The sequence below is a fragment of the Sphingobacterium corticis genome, from assembly GCF_042684745.1.
GTDB classification, from domain to species: Bacteria; Bacteroidota; Bacteroidia; order Sphingobacteriales; family Sphingobacteriaceae; genus Sphingobacterium; species Sphingobacterium corticis.
Window position 1 is genome coordinate 566,568 of sequence record NZ_JBHUMA010000004.1, and the last position, 20,151, is coordinate 586,718.

Consider the following 20,151-nt stretch of genomic DNA (forward strand, 5'->3'; position numbering starts at 1 on the left):
CTACTAATTACTTTTATTCGGATTTTCCGGCAACCGCGTTTGATAAGAAGTTGATAGATTGCGCACGCAAACTATCCAGCTTCGCATTTACGATTTCCCAATCAATAGCTTTCAGATCTTCGGTAGGCAAATCAGATTTATTTTCTACTAATCGATCTTCCAAACCGAACATTTTCAACAAAGAGCTCATTCGCGAAGTACCACGCGTTTTATTAGCCACCACAATAAATGGTTTGTTGAATAGAATGGAAAACACGGAAGCGTGAAAAGAATCTGTGATCACAAAATCTGCTTCCGCAAAACCTTGCAACCAGTTTTCTACTGGAGGCGCGATTCGACTAGTTACATCCGGACCATTATCACCTATTTGAACGTTCAATGGAGAGAAAGACAATCCAATTCTAGCGCTTACTTCATCCAAGATTTCCTTCTTTTCTCCAGAGTTATCTAATACGTAGGTTATGCCGCTGCCGCTATATTTGTTGTCGACTTGACCAACAACCTTCAGGTAATCTTCTGGTTGTAGAAGCATCGTTGGATCCAAAACATGAACTGCATCCCTTCCAAAGTTCTTCTTCACCATCTGCACAGCAGAATCTTCGCGAACAGAAACGTTATCAAATTTGCCAAGCAAAGATTTGCATAACTGGGTTTGCGCTTCGGAATATTCCCAAGCATCTGTTCCGAAGGAAGGAGCATACGAAATGCGACGTAATTCGCGATCTTTTACAAAATCGAGATATGCATTTTCGATGGCGTAATAATAACGCGGACGCCAGATTTGATCGCTACCAACAACAATGGCATCTAGCGCAAAGCTTTTGTCTGCCTTTATTTTTTCAAGATGTACGATATTCTTAAAATATGATTCGATAAATTTATTGGTGTGTTGAGCAACGATTGGATATTCCTCTTTGATGCGCTTTTCGCGAAATATTTCTACGTTTTTGCGGAGTAAGTATTTTTGAATGCTTCGTTTGGTATAGCGTTTCAACATTTCTAAGCGCGAAGGCTTTTTCTTGTTTTCGCTATCAATGATGTACACCTTATTTCCTAAACGCTTCAATGCTTCCTGCAACGCGTAAGCTTGCAGAATTCCTCCGTAATTGGTATGCAGAGGAAGGCTCATTATCCCGACCGTTTTCGTCTTATCTAACGTTTTCATTTTTATTAATCTCCTTTCAAACCCAATGAACGTCCACCATCTACCATGAAGTTTTGTCCAGTGATAAAACTCGCTTCTTCTGTAGTCAAGAACATGGTCATATTTGCAATATCTTCCGGCTTGCCATAATCCGCCAGATAGTTTGTTTTCGTCAAGCGTTCTACTTGTTCGCCATTCACTTCTCCACGAGGCACGATTCCAGGCGACACACAGTTTACGCGAATTCCCAATGGTCCTAATTCCATCGCAATGGATTTCACAAAAGCAATAATTCCTGCCTTTGCGGCAGCATATTCTGAGAACTTTGCTTTACCGCGTTCTCCAATGACGGAAGTGATACAAACGATGTTTCCAGCTTTCTTGTCCACCATATATTTCGCAGCTTCACGGCAGCAAAGCATTGTTCCACGCAGGTTGATCGTCAGTATGGTATCAATCACGTTGATGGAAAGTTGATCGATACGCGCATTTTTTTCTCTTGAACTCCCTCCCGCACTGTTAATCAACAAATCGATCTTTCCTTCCGCTTCATTAATCTCACGGAATCTCGCTTTGATATCTTCCTCCGAAGAAAGATCGATGACGAAAGGTACCGCCTGTCCACCTAAAGCTATGACGTCGTCAACCGTTACTTGCGCTTTCGCGATGCTTGTTCCGCAGACATACACCTTCGCTCCTTCCGCTGCCAAACGACAAGCAATTGCCCGACCTATTACCCCGCTACCTCCGGTAACCACGGCAATCTGCCCATCCAACCGACGCAAACCATTCTCTATGTTGATTTGATATGGCTTCGTCACTTCCGTGTAAGCGAATTTCTTTTTCAGTTTCCGATCCAGCTTATTGCGCAGGGATTTTGGAATTAGTTTTTTTATCATTTGAGAATTTAATAGGAAGTTTCTTTTGAATTTTATTAATCAAACTAGATCGCTCTTTCGCTGAAACGCCAAACACGACCGTCGTCAAAATGACCATGATTACACTAACGATGCAAATGATAATTGCATTAATTACGGTGTTTTCAAGCTGATATCGTAAGAACAAGGGAACAGGCACGGCGATCGCTAATACCAAAAAGCATCGCCAAATCACTTGCTTTGCGTACTGGCGAAGTGACAATTCGATTGACTTACGTAAAAAGAATAATCTCAAAACGGAAATAACTGCAGATAGCGCGATGGAGATGAATAGCACAGAATATGGTGCGGCGCCTGCTTTCAACACTAAATAAGCAATGGGCAAATTCAATAATCCAACAGCACTTAAAACTACGTGGTATTGTTTTACCTTTCCTGTCGCACCCTGCGCAGTACCATGTACGCTCGCGAAAGATTCTACTAATGCTTGAATTAAGATTAATCGCACAAAAAACACGGCGTAATCTGGAACTTCTTTTAACCAAGTGCTTAAAATTATATCAGCTTCTATAACAACCGGCAAAGCAATAATCAACAGCAGAACAAAGGCAATGCGCGAACTAAACATTACCAATTTCCGCATTTCATCTAGACGACCAGCAGCATAATCTTTTACGATTTGCGGGTTTACCGATAAGGTAAAATTTGCTGTAAAGCCGACAATGATGGCGTTGATTTGATTCGCAATTCCTTGTGCAGCGTTGATAACCGTTCCGAAGAAAATGTTGAGTAAAACGCTTGCACCTTGATTTCTTAGCACAATCGAGAAACCGCTAATGAGCGTCCAAACAGAAAATCCAAACAACTTTTTCGCAATATCGCTATCCCATTTCAAACCGCCTTTACATTCTTGGAATTGACTTTTCGAATAGAATCTATAAATCAAGTTAACCACCACGGTAGAAACCAAAAGCATGATCGCATACCAAATCAATTTATCGCCGGAAACCCACTGAATCACGAAAATCACAAGCAATTTCAATAACACTTCCACAATGCTGATTACCGCAAATACGGACATGCGTTCGTTTGCTAATATTACCGATCTATATGGTACGTTAGCAATGGTTAAAACGAATGATAGCACCGACACATGAAATACCCAATTTGCTGCTTCCAACCGCTCAGGTTCGATGTTCAATTTGTAATTTAAAAACCAAAGACCGATTCCTTCCACCAAAGCCAGTAAGCCAATAGCAATAAGCGCATGAACGAAAACACTGGTTCCAAAAACACGCTTAACCTGATCAAGATCTTCTTTCCCTTTACCAAAATTTAAGAATCGTTGCGTCGACGACGACATCGTTCCACTGATAAAGGAGAAGAAAGTAACTACGCCACCCACCAAGGCATACAGACCGTAATCTTCCACACCAAGTACGCTCAAAACAACGCGCGAGGTATACAACGATACCAACACCGTGATGAGCATCCGGAAGAAAAGGGAAACTGTATTTCGTGCTATGCGTGTGTTATTACTCGACATACTTTTTCTTACGATCTAGAAGCGCTTTAGAATGTTTTTCATTTTTGCTGTTGCCTTCATCTTCACCTTATCCATCAAAGTTTCTCGATTTAAACTTTTGAAGTATTCCTTCAGAATCCGTACGTCGGTTTCCTTTTCGGTAAATACTTCCAAAACAATAGGTCCTTCTTGTGAAAGATCCGTCAACTTCTCAATTCCTTCTTGACACGATTTTTCGTCATTCGCTGCTAGATAAGTGAACCCGACAGATTCCAACCAACCTTTTGCCGATGTAACGTGTCCGGCAGAAACGTGTTTAGGAAGTATGCTTGCCAAACGCTCATGTAATGGCATGTGCATTACCGCTCCGCCTTCATTATTTAACAATAGAATGCGGAAGTTTTTAGATAGGTGTCTGTTCCAAACTGCGTTCATATCGTAGAAGAACGTCAAATCGCCAATCATCAAGAAAGTTGCGTTGCTCGTTCCTGCTGCGAATCCCACCGCGGTGGACATACATCCATCAATGCCATTCACACCACGATTACAGTACACTTTTACCGAAGGATCGATCTTATAGGTCGATGCCATCCGGATTGGGGAACTATTTGCGATGTGCAAATCGACATTTTGTGGCAGCTTATGAATGAATTCGCCGATGGCGTATAATTCACTATATGTCACATTTGGTTCTGGAAGAAGTTTCGATATTTCATTCCATTGATCGAAATAAGTGCTTTTGCTATTCTCGCTAAATGCGCTTAACTTATTGAAGAAAAGTTGTTCCGGCATTTCGAAAATATGCGTCAATCTACGGAAAGGATCAACAATTTCACCGTTCGCTCCAATCATCCAATGTTCTACGGATTTACCCAACGGTCTTAGCAATTGCTTAATCTCGCCGTTGAATACATAGTTACCATAAAGGGTGATAACGATATCCGGAGAGAATTCGCTTTTCTCGCTGCGCTTCAATGCGCGAAGAAGCAAAAATGTATCGTCCAACGTATTTGGCCCGTTGTAGTTGGATAAGTTATCCGTCAAAACAACCGGATTAAATGCTTCCACAAATTTTTCAAACGCTGCGGCTACTTCTTTAGGTATGAAATGCGTTTGTCCCCAAACGATCATCACCTTCTTGTTTTGCAGCTTCTTAGCAAGATTCTGCCAAGATTCGTCCGTTTCATAGGAGAACAAACGATCAATTTTTCGAACAGTTGGCAACGCGGTTTTAGAGAATGTGTCCAGGTGATGATTTTCAATCGGAATATTTAGCTGAACCGGACCTTGGCCATTGTGATTAAGCGCCAACAAACCTTCGTTAATAATACGGTTACAGTACCATTCATCGAAAGCATTTTTGATTTGCTTCAACTGCCCGTTGAATTTCACAAAGTGTTGGAAGGTATCACCTTGGCGGAACATTTGATCTTCCATTTGTCCCAAAAATTCCGGCAAACGATCTGCTGTCAATAATAATAATGGTAGCTTTTGATAGAAGGCTTCGATGACGGCTGATCCGTAATTGATTACCGAAGTACCAGAAGTACAGCAAACAGCCACCGGTTCATTCGATTGTTGAATCAATCCTACTGCAAAAAAGGCAGCACTTCGCTCATCAACGACCGAGAAAAGCTCGAAAAATGGATCGCTCTCCATGGAGTGGATAATAGAAAAATGTCTACTTCCTGGCGAAATCACTATTTTTCTGATGCCAAACTGCTTAAGCAGCGACAAGAGATTTGTAATCAATGGATTATCCGAATACATAACTACTTTTTAAATAACTTAAACTAATATTGATTTGTCGATGGAAAATCTTACTTATTGCTCCAAAATTTCCACCATGGTTTGCTTTCGCTTTCCTGCCCATAATTACCATATCCGTAACCGTAATTTCCGTAGTAACTACCATTTGCTTTCACATCGTTTACGATTAATTGGATTGGCTTAATTTTTCCTTTAGATACTAGATCATTCGGAATATTCAGTTGATCTTTGAATGTATGTCCTTGACGCACTAAATAAAGGCACGTATCAGCATAACGCGCCAACAACTGCGCATCGGTTACCATTCCCACCGGAGGCGCATCCATTAAGATATAATCGTAGCGCGTCGACAACTCCTCCATCAGCGCTGTTGCGCGTGCGCTAATCAATAATTCCGCAGGATTTGGCGGAATAGCACCAGCTTGTACCAAGTCCACATTTTCATGTGTACCTGACGGCATAATGATTTCATCCACTCGCATTTCAGGACGAACTACATATTGCGAAAAACCTTTCCCTACATGTAAGCCCAATTTTGACGTAATCGATGGTTTGCGTAAATCCAGTTCCATGATCAGTACTTTTTTATCCAACAGTGCTAATGCGACCGCTAAGTTTAAAGCCACATAGGATTTTCCTTCGCCAGACATAGATGATGTAAACAAAACACGTTTGCCACCGTTCAATGTAAACTCCAAATTCGTCCGCATTGCCCGGAATTGTTCTGCGATTGGGGAACGGGCAGTTTTCGTAATGACGACCTGATCTCTATCTTCCGAATGCGCTATTGAGCCTAAGATTGGCAAACGCGTTCCATTCGTAATGTCGTCGAAGTTCATTACACGTACATTGAACAAATCTCTGATATAAATAATCGCTAGTGGAATCAACAAAGCGATGAACAATGCAAAAGCATAAACGATTTTGCCTTTCGGCGATACTGGATATTCATCCGTTCGTGGAGAATCGATTACTTTGGAATTTGAAACGTTAGCTGTACGACCGATCGCCGTTTCCTCCCATTTCTCTTGCAGGAAAATGTATTGCTCCTGCTTAATTTGTTGCAAACGCGCCAAATCAATGTAACCCCGTTCAATCGTTGGCACTTCTTGAATCCGAGAAGACAACTGATCCGACATTTGCGATTGCTTTTGCTTAGATAGCTCCAAGCTTTGTTTGGTGGAATTTAAACTGCTAATCATATCTTCGCGCAATCCAGCAATTTGGACATCAGTATTTTTCACTAATGGATTTCCTTCAGTATTCGCCAACAACAAACGCTCTCTTTCTAAAACAAGGCCGTTATATTTGGTGATCAAACTGTTAAAAGCCAAATCTTGCTCCATCACGGACGATGGCAAAACTCTCGGGTTATCCCGATTTTTCAAATAAGCTAAAACCGCATCCAAAGAAGATATTTGCACATCAATCTCCGCAATGCTTTTGGTGTATTCAGATGAGTTTTGAAGCAACAAACGACTTTGTTCTGTCATATCCGCCAATTGCGTGCTTTGTTTGTAACCAGAAATCTTATCCTCAACTCCAGCTAATTCCTTGGTAATGGTAGATAATCGAGTTTTTATAAATGATAGTGTAGAATCTGCGATAACATTTTTATCATTCAAGTTTCGATCAGTGTACTTTTGGATCAGCTTGTTTAACTGACGCTCCCCACGCGTAGGTATTGAAGTGTTCAAAGTCAAATCGATAGTGGATACATTTTTGTTCGTTACGGCCACCTCTAAAGATTGCATTAAACTGGAAACTGCTTTGTGCACCGGCTTGATGTAAAAACCGTATTTTTCGCCTTCTTCCAAAGCTCGAGTTTGTTCAATCTGCAACGTCCCCACTTCTGGATATGAAAAGGGTTTTGAAAGTTGTGCTCTAAATGTAGTATCGGAATCCTTAAAAGTTAGATTTCCTTGTTCGCCAAATTCAATTTCGAAACTTACTCCTTCCCGTATAGCGAAAGGATTAGACACAATATTTACGCGAAATGGTGCACCGTCAGTTGGAACATCCTTCAACGCTCCTTTCGTATAATAGCCAATGTAAGCAGAATCGGCCAAAACCATTTCCTGCATCAAATCTGTTGTAAGAAGCACTTCCACTTCGTTATCTACAGAACTTTTAGCACCCATTAGACCAGAAAAATCATCCAATGCTGATCCTGCTAAACCGCCAGAGCCTTTCTTCTCATCGGAAACAAGCAATTTTGCACGGACGGTATACGTTGGAACGGTAAATCGTAAGTAGAAAAATGCTAACACAATACCCACTATGCCGCATAAAGCGAACCAATACCAGTTGGATAGTATTTTGTTAAAAAATCGTAGTAAATCGTTATTATCTGAAGATTCTATTTCATCAACAAATTCGTCATTCCAATCCGTTTGTTTGTTAGCCATAAGTCTTGAATTATGAGAGTTTTACGCATATATAATTACCCGTTGAAGAAGATAGATTATCTCCAACGGGTAATTAGTACGATCAATAGGGACAGTGCTGAACCAATGATGGCGAATGTTTGAGTTCTTGCAGCGTTGTTGGTCGCCGCTTTTGCTTTTCCTGGCTCTACGTAGATTACGTCGTTTTGACGTAAATAGTAATAAGGCGACTGAAACAGATCACTATCTGCGAGATTTAATCTTACCATCGCTTTTTGTCCGTTCTCTTCACGGATAAGGAGGACGTTTTCGCGCTGACCGTAAATTGTCATATCGCCGGCAAGACCAAGTGCGTCTAAGACGGTTACTTTTTCGTTCGGAACGGTGTACGTTGCTGGGCGCGTCACCTCTCCTAATACTGTAATTTTGTAGTTGGCAAAGCGAACTTGAACAGTGGGATCGCGATAGAATTCTTGTGCTTTCTCGGTAATCAGTTCACGAGCTTGATATGTAGTTAATCCCGCTACCTTGACTTTGCCTAATAGCGTCATGTGTACAAAGCCATTTTTGTCGACTAGAAAACCTGAGATTACCTGATTACCAACATTAGATGCACTACTGGCACCAACTGCTTGAACGGCTTCGGTCTGATTAGCAATACTACTCGTTGTAGGATCCAGCGTCTGCACCGTAATGCTTAGCAAGTCATCGGATTGAATAACCGGCTCGCTAAATGCTGCCGCTGCTTTCATTACTTTCAACGTATCTTGAGGAAGATCTTTGAAATAAACAACATTTTTTACCGAACAACTGCCCAATAGCAAAGTCACTAGTAGGGCGCTGAATATATACCAGACCCTAGCCTTCGGTGGATTGTTTTTAAAGTTGTTAGTCATTGTAGTGTAATTGTAGTTTTTAATATGTTTTACTTAGGCGTATGTCTCGCTAAATAATTCCTGATTCTTTAATCGACATCGCTTAAAATACGGCCAGAGATCCTCTTTGGTCAAGCCGTGTTCAATCGCTTTGATATGCCGACGATGATGTACATCGCTACCTACCAAATCGATTAATCCTTTTTCGCAAAGCAATCGAGCTACCTGCTTTTCCTTACTTCCATAATACCCGTAAAGGGATAGTAAATTAAGCTGTAACAAACAACCCAAGTTCCGTAAATGCTCAATACGATCCGTTTTGCCGTGATAGAAAACGTAACGTTCAGGATGAGCAAGAATGGGTTTGTAACCTTGCATTTGCAGATCGAAAATAATTTTCTCGATCATTGCGCTCTCCTGCATGTAGGACATCTCAATTAATACGTGATGATCCGGCAGGTACGCCAAAGGTTTTTGTGTTTGTAGCAAACGATCAAAATAATTGTCCACCATATATTCGGCTGCAAATCCTCCGACCGCATCTGCAGAAGCGCTGGAAGCGATCTGCTGAAAAGCTTCTTGAATCGTATCCTGCGTATTGGGATACATTTCGCGAAATACATGCGGCGTAAAGAAGAATTTTCTCAGTCCCAGATCTTGAAGTTGCTCCAATAAATGTAGGCTATCGTCCAATGAACTAGCGCCATCATCGATTCCTGGCAACAAGTGAGAGTGCATATCAACATGCATCCACTCTAAATCCTGAAACTGTCTTTTTGCTCGAAAAATGTTTAACATAGTTTGATTTGCAACACTCGAAACTGTAGAAATACCCGGCCGGAGCGACCGTCCGGGATATTTCACTACAATTACAAGCTAACACTTGTATCTTCGGTAGTACACTAGGTAGTGTGCACTTGGTGACTACCGCTCGTGCTTTCTATCTCAGGTTAGCAGGCATTTAGTAAGCATGCTAGAGAGAATTGCAGATGGCCTATTGAAAATTATCGACCAAGCTGTTGCACGAAATTATTGCTGACTATTATTTCTAAAAATCATGCCGCTTATGCTTTATCCTACCAATTTTCAAGTCGTCATTAGTAGCGAATAAGAAGCATAATACGTGATGCGACTATTCCCAAAAAAGCTTAATAAGCGTTTTCTTCGCCTTTTGCCATATTGATAGCAGTCATGCAAACGATTTTGAAATCTAACATGGCCGACCAATTGCGTAAGTATTCTATATCGTACTCAACGCGTTTCGCCATTAAGTTCGGGTCTTTTGTTTCGCCACGATATCCATTTACCTGCGCCCAACCAGTAATCCCCGGTTTAACAAAATGTCTTACCATGTAATGTTGGATCAACTGACTATAGTGCTCCGTATGCGACAACATGTGCGGACGTGGCCCAACCACACTCATTTGCCCCAAGAATACGTTGATGAATTGTGGAAATTCGTCCAAATTTGTTTTACGCAAGAAGTTCCCAATCGGTGTGATCCGCTTGTCGTTCTTCGTAGCTTGTTTCTCACCAGATTGCTTATTGACCACCATACTGCGAAACTTGTAACAGCCGAAAGCTCTATTATTTCTTCCAGAACGAGGCTGTTTGAAAAAGATTGGACCCGGACTTTGGATTTTGATAATTAATCCGATAATGGGAATCATCCAACTTAATATGAAGATGATAACCATGCTACTGATGAACAAGTCGACCAATCGCTTTTTCAAACGGTTTTCCATGGTGGACATCGGCTCCTCGTGGGATTTCAACACCGGCAATTCGAAATTTACTTGTGAATCTACGCTTCCATTATAGGTAATTCTTGCGCTTATCGCAGGAACAAAATTTAATTGAACACATTGAAAATCCGCAGCAACAATTAACTCTTCGCTATAAGCGCTCATATCTGGGGTAGTTACCAGAAACACATCGTGAATACCCTGATTCGACACCGCTTTAAAATATTCTTTAAAACGTTTTAGCGTCTTCTCTTTGTTATGGAAAGCATCCTGATCTTTGTATCCAATGGTGTTGATGCTATAAAAATCGCCTTGTCGCTCGAAGTAATCAGCCACTGGAGCAACATGATCGCCATGACCGATAATGGCAACGCGTTTAGACCAGTTGAATTTCTTAGCGAATGCCGGATATATATATGTCATGAAAAATCTTGACACTATAAAATAGGTGGCCAGAATAAATGATAGAATAGCGACGAAGGGCCAAGCATGCGCGAGTTGGAAGCCGGACATGACGCAAATCCCAAAAGATATAATTAAACCCATTCCTCCGCGAAACGTCGCGCGAAACATACTCTCCAAACGTTCCATAGAACTATCTCTGTAGAGGTTGGTGATTAATGCGGCGAGGAGCGCTAATAGATTGTACATCATCCATAGCGATTGAAATGCTGAACTGGACTTATCCATGTAATGAATCAAATGTAAATCAACCGCTAAATCAAATGCGAATAAAAAAGAGATGTTGATAAACAGAAGATCTACTGCAATCCAAAAAGCCCTTAAGTAGACTAGAACCCGATTTTGAACATACTTAAACATAGTTTCTTTGTTAGTGTGGTAAACAAATCATGTTGAAACCTCCCATTTTGCCCTTTATCATCCTTGCGCGATGTGCGTAGTGTGACATGGTGTAAAATGATCAACCGAAATGATAGAAGTTATTCATGCTATTTCTCATTTTGGTAGATACACAAATTTACGATTGTGTTGATTTGACACCAACAATTCTAACTCCAAAACAGGGAGACAAAAAAGGTACTAACGGGTTAGATTTGCGCTGGGGGTACACTCAAGTGCGATTTTTAGAAAAAGTGTCCCCCTTTTGTCCACTGCAAAATCAGTAACAAATAGACAGAGAACACCCTGTTTAATTGAATTATTCGCAATAAATGTTAAGATTATTTAAAATCTAGGATAATCATAGGTTACTGGGTATCAGTAGGCTCTTCCATTTTCTTCTTTAGTCGTTGCTTCGCTTTCTTCACACCGTCCAAAGAAATTCCTAGTAAAGAAGCCATTCCCATGTTACTATATTTGAGTTTCATCAACGCCAGAAGACGTTGGTCTCCCTCCGTCAGTCGCGGATAGCGTTTGCGTTTTTTCGATAAGTAATCCGGGAAAACTTGATCAAATGTCAACTTAAATTTGGCCCAGCGGTCGTCGGTCATAATTGGCTCTTTAAGCATTTCATCGAGTGCTTCAACCGAGCGAACTTTTATGGAATCATTTTCGCGTCCTAGCTTCTTCAAATTACTTTGTAAGTCTGCAATAAGTGTGGTATTTTCGTGCGACTTTTCTTCGGCTTCTTTCCAAGATATGGTTACAGTTTCTAATTCTTCTGCCAATACCTTTTGCTTCAAAGCAGATGCAAATTTCTCCTTTTCCAGGATGGCAGATTTTATTTTAAGCTTATTCTTGCTACGGTTGAGCAATAGAATAATAATAACGAGAACTGCGGTAAGAAATAAACCAAAGGTCAACTCGAGTAATAGTGCACTTTCGCGCTCTTCCTTTGCTGCCTCAATGGATCGCTGAAATTCGTCAGATTGCCATTGCCAATATGCACGCTGAAGTTCGTCATACCGTTCGCGTGTACGCAGGCTGTCGTCCAACCTAACATAGTTCGTGAGATAGCTTAGTTCCGCAGATTGATCGCCTTTAAAATGCGCTATTTCGAACCGAAGTTTAGCAAGCTGCGTTTTGGTTTGCAAAAAGGATGGCTTATGCTGTAGATATTTTTCGCTTTCAATGAGATATGCTTCCGCTTCCGTCCACTTACCGACATCAATCAATACATCAGCAATATTCAGCATCGCGCGCATGGCATCTGTGGTTTCGTTATATTTCACAGAAAGCCGGACGTTTTCTTCCAACAAACGGATCGCTTTGTAAGCATTGCCTTTATGCTCTTCGATCTTCGCCAGATTTCCGAATATAATTCCCATCCAAAGGCTATCCTGACTACGTTGTGCAATACCTAGCGCGCGTTGAAAATGCACAACAGCTTGTTCGAAAAGTTGTTGCTTTTCGCTAAACACACCCATGGAATTCACCATATTAATGTGTAAACCCGAACCATCCTTAGCATAAGGCAAAGCCTCTTGAAGCAGTTCTATTGCCCCTGGGTAGTTCCCGATGTATCCATAAAAAGACGACATCTGGTTAATGTGTTTTCCAAACTGAGGTACAGATTCTCGATCGACCTGGCTCACTAATTGACCAGCTTGTAGAAAATAGGGAATGGCCATTTCCAACTCTCGATGTCCGAAATAGTGATAACCTTCTCGAATAAATGCTATTAATTGAAGCTCCTTGCTACCGATACGTTTAGCAGTGGATAATGCTCTTGCGAAATAAAAGTCGGTTTTGGGATTTAATTGGTCATTCCTATTTGCATAGAATTCTGCGGCTAATAGATCACTTGCAACTTCGACTTCAGGTACCTTTTCTTCTTTCGCCCGTTCATATAGGCTATTGATTTCTTTCCAAGTAGTAATGCTGTCTTTTCCAATGAACTTGGGATCGCTAAGTATGGATTCTAGCGCGGCAACTTTGTTTTCACCTCGTAATTTATTTGAAAGAGCGTGATGCTGAGCGCTTAAGCTCAGTCCCACCAATAAAAATACTATCACGCATAGGAAACGGGACATCGAGTGTGCTAAATCTTTTTTCTAAGATAGGAAAAATCGAGGTATAGTTAACATCAATACATCGACGATATAAAAATTCATTTATACCATCGAGCAACTTAGCGAGATTTTTTTTCTAAACTGTCGACGTATTTTAGCCGGCGACGTTTATATTGTCCAACTCAGTAAACAAGGAATTATTGGAGATATATTCTGGCACAATACTTTTTAGAATTGCTACAATATTCATTTTTTCTTGAACTGCATTAGCTTGTTGCGCAACGGCACACAGTGACTCAATTCGTTCGATCATATCCTTCGGAGTACCGTTAGAGACTTTTGCAATTAATATTTTCTCGTGATATGTTTTTATAGTATTCTCGTCGGTAGCGAGAAGCTCTTCGTATTTTTTTTCGCCGGGTCGAAGACCAATATACTTGATATCGATATCATCGGGATAACGAAGACCTTTAAGCTTAATCATTTTAATTGCTAAATCTAAAATTCTAACGGGAGATCCCATATCAAAAACAAACACTTCTCCTCCACTTCCCATAATACCAGCTTCTTGCACGAGCTTGCATGCTTCCGGAATAGTCATAAAATAACGTGTGATATCCGGATGCGTAATCGTAATAGGTCCCCCCAATTTTATCTGTTTTTCGAAAAGTGGAATCACGGAGCCATTAGATCCTAAAACATTTCCAAATCGCGTGACAATGTAAGCCGTATTCGAGAGTTGATTTAACGAAGCAACAAAGATTTCTGCAGCACGCTTCGTAGCTCCCATTACGTTAGTGGGATTTACGGCCTTATCGGTAGAAACCATTACAAACTTTTGCACCTGATATTTATCGGATAATTTCGCAACATAGCTAGATCCGCATACATTAGTAAGTACTGCTTCGTATGGATTATCCTCCATTAAAGGAACATGTTTGTAAGCGGCCGCATGAAACACTATATGTGGTCTATGTTCCGAAAAGACAGCGTCCATAAATGCATAATCGCGAACGTTTCCAACGATAAAGTATGCTTTGGATAAGTCTATTTTGGCTTTTAATTCTTGTTGGATTTCGTAAAGTGCAGATTCCGCTTGATCAAGTACTATAAGTTTGCTACAATCTGTTCTTGAAATTTGCCGAACCAATTCACTACCAATAGAACCAGCACCACCAGTTACAAGAACGACTTTATCGGTCATCTCTGCCAAAATAGCAGGGTTGTTAATTTCGATTGATTTTCGCCCTAATAAATCATCAATCTTTAATGTGCGAATCTGTTTAGTGGCAACGATATCTTCCATCAACTTTGCTGACTTCGGAATTATCTTCATTTTAATAGATAAATTCTCTGCTTGTGCGGCCACTCGCTGCAATCGCGCTGGCTGATGATCATCAATTGCAATCACAAGCTGCTGTGCTCCACCAATGCGTTCCAAAAATACCGCATCAAGATCACTCAAAGAATTGATTCTAAAGCCATGCATCGCCTTCCCTATTCTAGAAGGGTTATCATCCACCACTCCTACAATTTTAAATTTATTTCTGGAACCAAATTGAAGCAGTTGAAATGTATTGTGTCCCATATCACCTGCACCAAATAGTATCACGGGGATCGCAGTACTTTTTTTGTGCCAAAAGAAAAAACGATAAACGTTCTTATAAACTAATCGCGCTGATGTTAGTCCTACACCCACCATCATAGCATGCACAAATAATTGTGCAATTGGTAAAACAACTTGTTGTGCAGATAATTCATTTCCATAAACCACAATTTCAAATACTAAGGTCATAGACAAAGAGACGATTAGTGCAAGGGCAACCGAATTCCCTATACAGTGCAATTCTGCCATCCCTGTTTGTCTCACTATACTACGATAAGGTTTAAATAGCAAAAACGATACTGCATACAACAGCAACACCATAGCTAGTTGAGTGGCCATAAGCGTAACATTGATCCGACCTTGATGGTGATTTAGAATAATGTAACTGACGAGATAAGTCGATGCAACTATAAGTAAGTCTATTAAAAAAATGACCCACCGTGGTCCATTTTTATCGAATACACGGACTAACTTTCTATTTAGCATAAGAAAAAAATAGCTTAAAGTAACGCATAGACATTCGCATTGTAATAATTTGATTTGGTAGATTAAAAAATACTAATGCACAAAAAGAGCGCCACAAAATTGGCGCTCCACTAATATAACAATATCCTTTATTTATATGCGCAAACGCTTCACTATAAATCGTTAGCATTGAACGATTTGTTGAATAAAGATTTAATTTTAGATACAACAGATGTTTTTCCAGTGTCTCCGTAACCATAGCCATAACCGTAGCCATACCCGTAACCGCGTGCGAAGTCCACATCATTTATAACGAATGCCATATTCTTCAATTTACCATCTTGATACAATTCCTTTGGAACATTTAGCAAGCGCTTATCCAAATAATTAGCTCTAGAAACGTAGACGGTTAGATCCGCGTTGTTCGCAATAAGCAATGTATCCGTTACTAAGCTAACGGGTGCGGTATCTACCAATACGTAATCGTAATGCTTCTTCCCATATTCGATTACATCATCAAAATGGCCGTTCATCAATAATTCAGCAGGATTCGGAGCTACATATCCAGAATAGATAATGTCAAAATTATAATCCTCCGGCTGCTTAATAATTATATTGTCGACATCCATATCTGGATTGATCAGAAATTGCGTAATACCGACATTTGTATGCTTCAGATGTGATAATCCAAGATAGTCTAAAACTTTTGGACTACGAATATCCGCACCAATCAACAGCACCCGTTTTCCAGACATAGAAAGAATACGAGCCAAATTGGTAGAAACGAAAGACTTTCCTTCTCCTGATGTGGTTGACGTGATGAAGATGACATTTGATTCCTTCTGTTTACCCAACATAAAGGACATATTCGTTCTCAAAATACGAAATGCTTCTGCCAATGGACTGCGGTCATTATCATGCACTACGGGGTCTTTGGAAGAAGGTAATTCTCCTAGAACAGGAGCACCGACCAAGCTTTCAATATCTTTACGAGACTGGACTTTGTTGTCAAGTAAGAATTTCAGATACAAAATACCGAAAGGAATGAGTAAGCCAGCTATGAAAACACCAAGTAGTATAATTGCCTTTTTCGGCGCAACTGGCTGATCCGAACTAAATGCTGGATCGATTACCTTTAGAATATCTGGCCGCGCTGCAGCTTTAATTTCATTTTCTTCACGCTTTTGCAATAAAAATAAGTAAATGGCTTCAACCGTTTGCTGCTGCCTAGCGATATCCTTAAAGCCAGATTCTTGTTGCGGAGCACCTGCAATGCGGCCTTTTATTTCTCCTTGTCGTCCTTCAATACTACGTAAAGAGAGCTGCAAGGTCGATCGATAATTATCCAACGATTGGTTTAGACTTCTATTAAAATCTTGAATGCTTTTTGTCAGATTCCGAACCATGGGATTGTCGTCGGTAGAACTACGCAATAGATCTTCCCGCTCTAAAACGAGCTTATTATATTCTACTAACGACTTTTCGATAGAAATATCCTCTAAACCTATGTTGCTTGGAAGCAACTGTAAATCAGCATTGCCTGATACAGATTCCCGCATATAGTCAACTAACTGCAGTTGGGTTCGCGCTTGCAGTACTTCTCTATCTATTTCTGTTAGATTTTTCAGATTAACCTCGGCTTCGGCAGCTAAATCGGTTAGCCTATTCGAAGTTTTGAAATCCTGCACGCGCTTATCAGCACTAGACAAATCCCTGCTGATTAAATCCAAACGTCCATTGATAAATTTCGAAGTCGCCAATGTTACTTTGCTTTTGTCCTCGAAAACGTCACTATTATAAGTAGCTATCAGATTGTTGATCACCGCAATACTTCGCCCACGCAAAGCATCCGTCCTTGAAAAGTTGACAATATAAGACTGCTTCTCCGTATTAGGCGTTATGTCAATACTCTTTCTAAAAAGATCGATCGCGGAGTTGGTTGTGGAGACCGTGATATCCACCATCTCGAATTTCCTAACATTTGGCATATTGTTCCTCACAATGCGAACAGACCCAACTCCCGTTTTAATCGAAGCTCCAAATGCCGCTTTTATCTCCTTTTCATTCGACAAATCGATCAGAGTAAACTGATCGCCCGACAAGCTTGCACGGAATTCATATTGTTTATCAGCGGCGTTGTAGTCAACAAATTCCAAAATGAATGGACTTTCATCACTTGTAATCTCCGTTGTGCCAAATCCTTCCTTTACTTTATAAGTAACTGCAAGATTCGTGTTTTCGACAACCTTTTGCGCTAGCCTACGTGATTTGAATACATCAATTTGATCCATCACAAAAGCCGATGGGCCACCTCCACCAGTCAAAGAGCTGAGTTCTGCCAGTCCTGCTAAATCTCCAGACGCCTTATCTTCGTTTTCCAACAAGATTTTAGCTTCGATCTTATATAGCGGCGCAGTAAATTTTAGATACACGATACCTAAGGCACAAAACACAATTACAGACAATACGAACCATTTCCAATAGTACGCATATTGTTCTGCTATTTGCTTCAGATCAATTTCTTGATCGCTTGAGTTGCTTGTCAAATTTAACTTATTGCTATCCATATCCAGTTATCGGCGAAGATTGGTGACCACGAGTGTTAAAATACTGATTACTACACTTGATACCGATATCAATACGTTGGTATTTGCTCCCAAGCTAGATCCTCGAACCTGCGCTCCGTTGGGTTCTACATAAATCACATCATTTTGTGCGAGATAGTAAAATGGAGATGTTAGCAAAGAATCGGAAGTGAGATCTAAGCGCTCAGTTTGTCTGACACCATCCTTTTCCCGAATCAACAAGACATTTTTTCGCACACCACGGATGGTCAAATCTCCGGCCATCCCTAAAGCTTCTAGAATAGTTATTCTTTCTTGCTGTAACGTTATAGTACCTGGCTTGGCGACTTCCCCTAGCACAGTGACTCTAAAATTAGCGAATGTCAAATTGACTCCTGGATCGACGATATACCGACCTAGTTCTTTCCTCAATAAGGCAGTGGCTTCCAGCCGCGTAAGCCCTCCAATTTTAAGTCTCCCCAATACAGGAAAATCAATTTCCCCCTTATCATCTACCAAATAAGTGGGTTTGAATGCGAAATCCTGTCCCGCAGCAGCCTGCATTTGATAAGGATTTTGTTGATTAAATGGAACTGTCACTTTAATATCGGCAGCTGAAACGGTAATTGTTATAAGATCTTCTGGTTGAATCCTAGGAACGAATTTCGTAATAAGCTGCTGCTCTTCATTGGCAGAAGGCTGCAAATAAACAATCTCCTTTCTCGATGCACAAGATGAAAGCAAGGCGAATAAAAGCAGTGTATGTAATCCAAACGTACGAAAAAAAAACTTTGTCATATACTAAAGGTACATTATTAAAATCTTACAAAAATAGTATTTTTCTGCTATTGCGGCGTCTATTGATCAATCTATTTATGGAACTGACGGAAATAAGATATCGGCCAAGTATGATCGTCCATAACGGCGTGTTCTATATCGTGGTCCGCAAAAACAAGTAACTCTGCATGCTCGTCTTCTGCCCGAAATGCAGTAGCATATCCTTGCGGCACATGAAGCACTTTACTCTGTGATGCAATCAACTCTAAACTTATAATCTCAAGATCCATCGATGGCTCATCCCAATCGTCTATTTTTACGAGATGGACAATAAATTTACCAGACAATACGTAGAACCAACGCTGTTCGATGGCGTGTCCGCGCCAGCCTCTTATAATCTCCGTATCTGCATTCTTAATTAAATAAAAACGCTTAACCGCAGTCATATCAAAATCATTCACAAACCGTATCTGCCCACGTGTATCTTGAGCTATGCCGCCCTCCGTAAAACTAAAATCTAATGGAATCATTTATTTTAAAAACTAGAGCAAATTATATTTTTTGATGATGAAGGATTTGAAGTACAGATAAAGAGCGCTTAGCATGATTAAAAGACATATCGCAAACCGAAGTTGCACGTGGGCTTCCAAGTCCGCCACATATAAAACGATTAGACCAACGACAAACTGTAATATCGCATATAATCCAGAAACGACTAACTTATTCACCTTTGCTTCATTCGCGAGATATTGATAAAGGTGCGATCGATGTGCCTTAAAAATGTTTTCACGCTTGAATAAACGACGTATGATGGTCCATACCGCATCCAATCCATATACCGACAAAAATAAGATATAAAGTAGATTACCGGTTTGCAAAATTAGTATACCTAAAGCAAAAAGTAAAATGTAAGCAATAGAGACAGAACCCACATCGCCGGCAAAACATTTCGCTTTCATTCTGAAATTGAAAATCGAAAAGGCAAGTATTCCCAAAACAGTATACAGCAAAAAATCTGGATCGATGAATGCAATCTTTTGATTGGCCAGCCACAGAAGCGATGCAACGGAAAGGCTGTATGCCGCAGTAATACCATTGATTCCATCCATAAAATTGTAGGCATTGATGACACCCACAACGACAACAAATGCAATCGGTAGATAGATCCAAGATAAGTCAAAAAGTTGCAACTCGTACGCCATCAATAATACGGCAGTAAAGTGTACCAGCAATCGCAATTTATTTGACAAGGTCAATATATCATCTGCAAAAGAAACCAATGTCATTAGCGTAAGGCCAATAAAAAACCAAGGATTGGCAAAATCTGAAACAACAAAATAAACAAGTGCTGAAAAATAAAAAACGATGCCACCACCACGTAAGGTTACATCTGTATGCGAAGACCGCTCGTTAGGTTTGTCAATAATGTTATAGCGATCTGCTACACGAAAGTAAAGCAATTCGAAAACAATAAAGGCAATTAGCAGTAAAATATAAATCATG

The 20,151-nt window shown here is 40.4% G+C and carries 14 protein-coding genes; all 14 read right to left on the bottom strand.

Annotated features, from left to right (window positions below; genetic code table 11):
- Nucleotides 1-13: 13 nt before the first annotated feature.
- The 14 genes from ACFSQ3_RS03765 to ACFSQ3_RS03830 all read right to left on the bottom strand — a co-directional run bounded on the left by ACFSQ3_RS03765 (nucleotide 14) and on the right by ACFSQ3_RS03830 (nucleotide 20,150).
- A complete protein-coding gene (locus ACFSQ3_RS03765) occupies nucleotides 14-1,165 on the bottom strand; it encodes a polysaccharide pyruvyl transferase family protein (RefSeq protein WP_380867602.1) in 1,152 nt (383 codons plus the stop codon).
- Nucleotides 1,166-1,170: 5 nt separating this feature from the next.
- The gene (locus tag ACFSQ3_RS03770; protein WP_380867604.1) at nucleotides 1,171-2,043 is read right to left on the bottom strand and encodes an SDR family NAD(P)-dependent oxidoreductase; all 873 of its coding nucleotides are present in this window, start codon (nucleotides 2,041-2,043) and stop codon (nucleotides 1,171-1,173) included.
- Nucleotides 2,006-3,568: a lipopolysaccharide biosynthesis protein gene (locus ACFSQ3_RS03775; RefSeq protein ID WP_380867605.1), complete on the bottom strand. Its 1,563-nt coding sequence runs from the start codon at nucleotides 3,566-3,568 to the stop codon at nucleotides 2,006-2,008. Before ACFSQ3_RS03775 ends, ACFSQ3_RS03770 begins: the two co-directional genes overlap by 38 nt.
- Before the next feature lie 15 nt (nucleotides 3,569-3,583).
- Nucleotides 3,584-5,317, bottom strand: a complete 1,734-nt coding sequence (gene menD, locus ACFSQ3_RS03780; protein ID WP_380867608.1) for a 2-succinyl-5-enolpyruvyl-6-hydroxy-3-cyclohexene-1-carboxylic-acid synthase — start codon at nucleotides 5,315-5,317, stop codon at nucleotides 3,584-3,586.
- Nucleotides 5,318-5,367: 50 nt separating this feature from the next.
- Complete coding sequence (locus ACFSQ3_RS03785; RefSeq protein ID WP_380867615.1) at nucleotides 5,368-7,725, bottom strand: GumC family protein; 2,358 nt, start codon at nucleotides 7,723-7,725, stop codon at nucleotides 5,368-5,370.
- Nucleotides 7,726-7,781: 56 nt separating this feature from the next.
- Nucleotides 7,782-8,600, bottom strand: coding sequence for a polysaccharide biosynthesis/export family protein (locus ACFSQ3_RS03790; protein ID WP_380867618.1), 819 nt, complete (start codon nucleotides 8,598-8,600; stop codon nucleotides 7,782-7,784).
- Between the two features lie 33 nt (nucleotides 8,601-8,633).
- Complete coding sequence (locus tag ACFSQ3_RS03795) at nucleotides 8,634-9,377, bottom strand: tyrosine-protein phosphatase (protein ID WP_380867620.1); 744 nt, start codon at nucleotides 9,375-9,377, stop codon at nucleotides 8,634-8,636.
- Between the two features lie 350 nt (nucleotides 9,378-9,727).
- On the bottom strand, nucleotides 9,728-11,146 hold the full coding sequence (locus tag ACFSQ3_RS03800; protein ID WP_380867622.1) for an exopolysaccharide biosynthesis polyprenyl glycosylphosphotransferase: 1,419 nt from the start codon (nucleotides 11,144-11,146) through the stop codon (nucleotides 9,728-9,730).
- Between the two features lie 386 nt (nucleotides 11,147-11,532).
- The gene (locus ACFSQ3_RS03805) at nucleotides 11,533-13,239 is read right to left on the bottom strand and encodes a tetratricopeptide repeat protein (RefSeq protein WP_380867624.1); all 1,707 of its coding nucleotides are present in this window, start codon (nucleotides 13,237-13,239) and stop codon (nucleotides 11,533-11,535) included.
- A gap of 151 nt (nucleotides 13,240-13,390) precedes the next feature.
- Nucleotides 13,391-15,031, bottom strand: a complete 1,641-nt coding sequence (locus tag ACFSQ3_RS03810) for a polysaccharide biosynthesis protein (protein ID WP_380867625.1) — start codon at nucleotides 15,029-15,031, stop codon at nucleotides 13,391-13,393.
- A 449-nt stretch (nucleotides 15,032-15,480) separates the two neighbouring features.
- Complete coding sequence (locus tag ACFSQ3_RS03815; protein ID WP_380867628.1) at nucleotides 15,481-17,874, bottom strand: GumC family protein; 2,394 nt, start codon at nucleotides 17,872-17,874, stop codon at nucleotides 15,481-15,483.
- Between the two features lie 6 nt (nucleotides 17,875-17,880).
- The gene (locus tag ACFSQ3_RS03820) at nucleotides 17,881-18,669 is read right to left on the bottom strand and encodes a polysaccharide biosynthesis/export family protein (protein WP_380867631.1); all 789 of its coding nucleotides are present in this window, start codon (nucleotides 18,667-18,669) and stop codon (nucleotides 17,881-17,883) included.
- 71 nt (nucleotides 18,670-18,740) lie between these two features.
- Nucleotides 18,741-19,178: a hypothetical protein gene (locus ACFSQ3_RS03825; protein ID WP_380867633.1), complete on the bottom strand. Its 438-nt coding sequence runs from the start codon at nucleotides 19,176-19,178 to the stop codon at nucleotides 18,741-18,743.
- A gap of 12 nt (nucleotides 19,179-19,190) precedes the next feature.
- Nucleotides 19,191-20,150: an MraY family glycosyltransferase gene (locus ACFSQ3_RS03830; protein WP_380867636.1), complete on the bottom strand. Its 960-nt coding sequence runs from the start codon at nucleotides 20,148-20,150 to the stop codon at nucleotides 19,191-19,193.
- Nucleotide 20,151 lies beyond the last annotated feature (1 nt).